This is a genomic window from Frankia sp. AiPs1 (assembly GCF_023716945.1).
Lineage (GTDB): Bacteria > Actinomycetota > Actinomycetes > Frankiales > Frankiaceae > Frankia.
The window spans coordinates 1-3,596 of sequence record NZ_JAMQQF010000596.1 but is presented as its reverse complement, the minus strand read 5'-3'; the positions used below and the strand labels follow the sequence as shown (position 1 = coordinate 3,596).

Below are 3,596 nucleotides of genomic sequence, written 5' to 3'. Positions count from 1 at the left end.
CCCCGGCGGCGAGCGGAGTTACCGGCGGCGCAGGGCGTCGCGGGACCGGTCGACCAGCGACGCCAACGGGCCGAGCGCCCACTGGGCGAGGGGAGAGCCCACCGTGCCCGGGTGGGGGCGGGTGGGCGCCAGGCTCTGGACCGCGCGCAGCTGCCGGCCGAGCTTGCGCCGCTCGTCCTGGCTGGTGGCCGCCCGCACCGCCGGGAACTCCTCGAGCTCCTCGCGCACGGCGTGATCGGACACCGCCCGCTCGAGCACCGCGATCTCGCGGTCGAAGTCCGGGCCGGCGACGTCGAGCTTCTCGAGCCCGGCGAGGAGCCTCGCCGCCTGCTTCTCCTCGTGGTTGCGGGCCCGCCCGACGTCGGGACCGGCCGATCGGCGCGACACCGGCCGCAGGACCATCTCCTCGCCCGTCTCGTGCACGGCGAGCAGCGCCCGCAGTTCGTCGAACGGCTTCCTGCGGTGCTCGCCGCGCCGCACACCGATCTCCGCGAACAGGTCGCGGATCCGCGCGTGCTGCGCGAGCAGAAGTCCCACGATGTCGTCCTCGGGCAGCGTCGCCGCCTGTGCGCGCTCCCGCTCCGCCAGCTTGCTCGCCATGCCAGGTCTCCGTCTCGCTCCGGGATGGGCCGACCGTTGCCGTCCCGGGGGGAACCCCGCGGCCGGCCCGGCCAGGGCCGACGGGTGAGCGCTACCCGATCCGGCGGGCACCACACTCCCGCGCCACCCTCGAACCCCTCCTATCACCCTCCTGTTCACCTCCCACAACCCTCCTGCGCCGCTGCTTTGCCCCTCCTACGGCACTGCTGCGGCACTGCTGCGGCACTGCTGCTTAGGCGTCCCCGCCTCGATCGGGGCGCGACGCCGCGTCAGATTCCCTCGATCCGGCGTTGTCCATCCCCCTTGCATGGCGTCCGAAGATGTGACGTACTTGTCAGAAGGTCGGACTTCTCCACGGAGGGGATTGGCCGTCGTCCCATAGGAGGACCACATGCTGCCCGCCAATGCCCAGATCGTCTCGGTAGACGATCACGTGATCGAGCACCCGCGCGTCTGGCTCGATCGCATGCCCGCGAAATACCAGGACGCCTGCCCGCGCATCGAACGCGCCGAGGACGGTAACGACTGGTGGATCTACGAAGGCCGCCGGGCCGGCAACTTCGCCCTCAACGCGGTGGCCGGCAAGAGCCCGAAGGACTTCGGGCTCGACCCCCGCAGCTATGACGATATGTTACCGGGCTGCTACAAAATTGCGGATCGCATCCGGGACATGGACGAGGAGGGCATCCACGCGCAGCTCTGCTTCCCGAACTTCGCCGGCTTCGCCGGCAGCGTGCTCGCCGCCTCGCAGGACCTGGCGCTCGCCACCGAGACCGTCCGGGCCTACAACGACTTCATCCTCGACGAGTGGTGTGCCGCCGCGCCCGACCGGCAGATCCCGCTGATGATGGTGCCCTACTGGGACGTCGAGGCCGCCGCCGCCGAGATCCGGCGGACCGCCGCCAAGGGCGCGCGCAGCATCACCTTCCCCGAGCTGCCCGACCGCCTTGGCCTGCCGTCCTGGCACACCACCCACTGGGACCCGGTGCTCGCCGCGGCCAGTGAGACCGGCATGCCGATCTGCCTGCACTTCGGCTCCGGCGGGTCGCCGCAGTGCTCCCCCGAGGCGGCCACGACCAACTTCACCGTCGCGATCTCGCTGTTCGCCCTGAACTCCATGTCGGCGACGTCCGAGCTGCTGCTCTCCCCCGTCTTCCACCGGTTCCCGCAGATCAAGATTGCGCTGTCCGAGGGCGGCATCGGCTGGATGCCGTACATGCTCGAGCGGATCGACTACGTGTGGGAGCGTCACCGCTGGTACAACGACGTGAACACCGAGGTGCGGCCCAGCGAGCTGTTCCGCGACCACATCTACGGGTGCTTCATCGTCGACGAGGCCGGCATCGAGGCACGCCACCGCATCGGCGTCGACAACATCATGTTCGAGAGCGACTACCCGCACTCCGACAGCAACTGGCCGAACACCCGCAAGCTGCTCGCCGAGTCGCTGATCAACGTGCCCGACGACGAGGCCCTGCGGATGGTCGAGACCAACGCGCGGACGCTCTACAACTTCCCCCGCACCTCCTGAACTCCCCGCACTTCCCGAGCTCCCAGCACCTCCCGAAATACCCCGCACTTCTTGAAATACCCCGCACCTCCCGAGCTCCCCCGCTGCTGACGGTTCGGCCTCGGTTCGGGGCGGGGCGGGCCGGCGGCGACGGACTTCGGTCCGCGGCCGCCGGCCCCGCCCCGCCCCGCTCGTTCGTCGAGTGCCGCCGCCCCATCACCGGCGCGGCGACTGGCACCAATGCCCGCCGGTCGGGCGTGGAACCCGCCACAGCAGGACAGTCCGCCCGCCGGCCCCGCCGGTGAAGGTCCTGGCCGCGGTCATGACGTCGGTGACGTGAAGGACGTCCCACCGCGACGGCCCGAGGGCCGCACGTATCCCGGATGTCTGTCCGCGCGGCGAGCGTCATCGGTTTGCGACTCCGCCCGTCGGCGACGGCAACGCGCGCGCCGCGCCCGGCGAACACCCGCGCTGCCGCCCCCGGCGGCCGATTCCTCCCGCGCGGTTCGCGGCACCAGGAGAAAAGGCGAACCGATGAGCCAGAAGATGTTCACCACGCAGGAGATCAGCGACTTCGTCGACGAGTTCCGGGCCAACGGCGGCCGACCCGCCGGAAAGTACACGGGAGCCACGCTGCTGCTGCTGCTCAGCGGCGCGGAGGCCGACGGGGCACCGCATGTGAGCCCGCTGAACTTCTACGCCGACGCCGACCGGTACTTCGTCTACGCCGTGAACCCCGGCGTCGACGAGGACCCGCGCTGGCTGCACGACCTGCGCGCGGACCCGCAGGCCACCATCGAGGTCGAGGGCCGGACGCTTCGGGTCACGGCCACGGAGGTGCACGGCGCGAAGCGCGACGAGATGTACGCCCGCCAGGCCGCCCGCTACCCGCAGTTCACCGAGCTGCAGGCGGCCGTGACCCGCCTCATCCCCGTCGTCGAGCTCCTGCCCACCGGCTCCTGATCCCTCGGGAAGCCCGCAAGCCGCGCGCCGGGGCACGCCCCCGGCCGCGGCCCGCCAGCATGCTTCGCCAGACCACGGCCATCGGCCGGCTGCAGGGCTAGAGGCTCGCGGCGAGCAGGACGGTACCGAGGAGGAGCACGCCCAGCGACAGGGCGTAGCGGGCGACGAACTGCCAGCTCCGGGCGGTGTGCCCGGACGCCGCAGTGATCGAGCGCAGCTCGACGTAGGGCCCGGGGGCGCGCAGGAACCAGCCCGTGACCAGCACCTCCTCGTCCACGAAGGCATCGGCCCCGGTCAGCCCGAAGAAGGTCCGCGCGCCGGGGAACGGCTGAAGGTAGACGATGGGCACGATGCCGCTGTCGTCGGCGAGGACGAGGTCCGGGGAGGCGACGTAGCCGCCCCGGCCGACGATCCGGCCGCGCAGGCTGACGGGCACCGCGCCGACCGGGCCGGCGTCGAGGCGTTCGAGCAGGCTCGCGGCCTCGTCCACCGGCTCGGGCGCGCCCAGCGGGCTGCGCAACGC

The 3,596-nt window shown here is 71.7% G+C and carries 3 protein-coding genes and 1 pseudogene; 2 read left to right on the top strand and 2 right to left on the bottom strand.

The features are described from left to right. Positions 1 to 18 precede the first annotated feature (18 nt). Positions 19 to 600: a hemerythrin domain-containing protein gene (locus ND748_RS28005; RefSeq protein WP_251749195.1), complete on the bottom strand. Its 582-nt coding sequence runs from the start codon at positions 598 to 600 to the stop codon at positions 19 to 21. A gap of 391 nt (positions 601 to 991) precedes the next feature. Here ND748_RS28005 and ND748_RS28000 point away from each other — a divergent pair, with 391 nt between their 5' ends. Then, positions 992 to 2,131, top strand: a complete 1,140-nt coding sequence (locus ND748_RS28000; protein ID WP_251749194.1) for an amidohydrolase family protein — start codon at positions 992 to 994, stop codon at positions 2,129 to 2,131. A 513-nt stretch (positions 2,132 to 2,644) separates the two neighbouring features. Further along, positions 2,645 to 3,073, top strand: a complete 429-nt coding sequence (locus tag ND748_RS27995) for a nitroreductase/quinone reductase family protein (RefSeq protein WP_251749193.1) — start codon at positions 2,645 to 2,647, stop codon at positions 3,071 to 3,073. Between the two features lie 97 nt (positions 3,074 to 3,170). Here ND748_RS27995 and ND748_RS27990 read toward each other — a convergent pair. Next, positions 3,171 to 3,596, bottom strand: a pseudogene (locus ND748_RS27990) (protease); the annotation flags it as partial.

What these genes read in the sequence shown, in the direction of transcription:
- ND748_RS28005 (WP_251749195.1), bottom strand. Translation starts at nt 600, where the DNA reads ATGGCGAGCAAGCTGGCGGAGCGGGAGCGCGCACAGGCGGCGACGCTG.
- ND748_RS27995 (WP_251749193.1), top strand. Translation starts at nt 2,645, where the DNA reads ATGAGCCAGAAGATGTTCACCACGCAGGAGATCAGCGACTTCGTCGAC.
- ND748_RS28000 (WP_251749194.1), top strand. Translation starts at nt 992, where the DNA reads ATGCTGCCCGCCAATGCCCAGATCGTCTCGGTAGACGATCACGTGATC.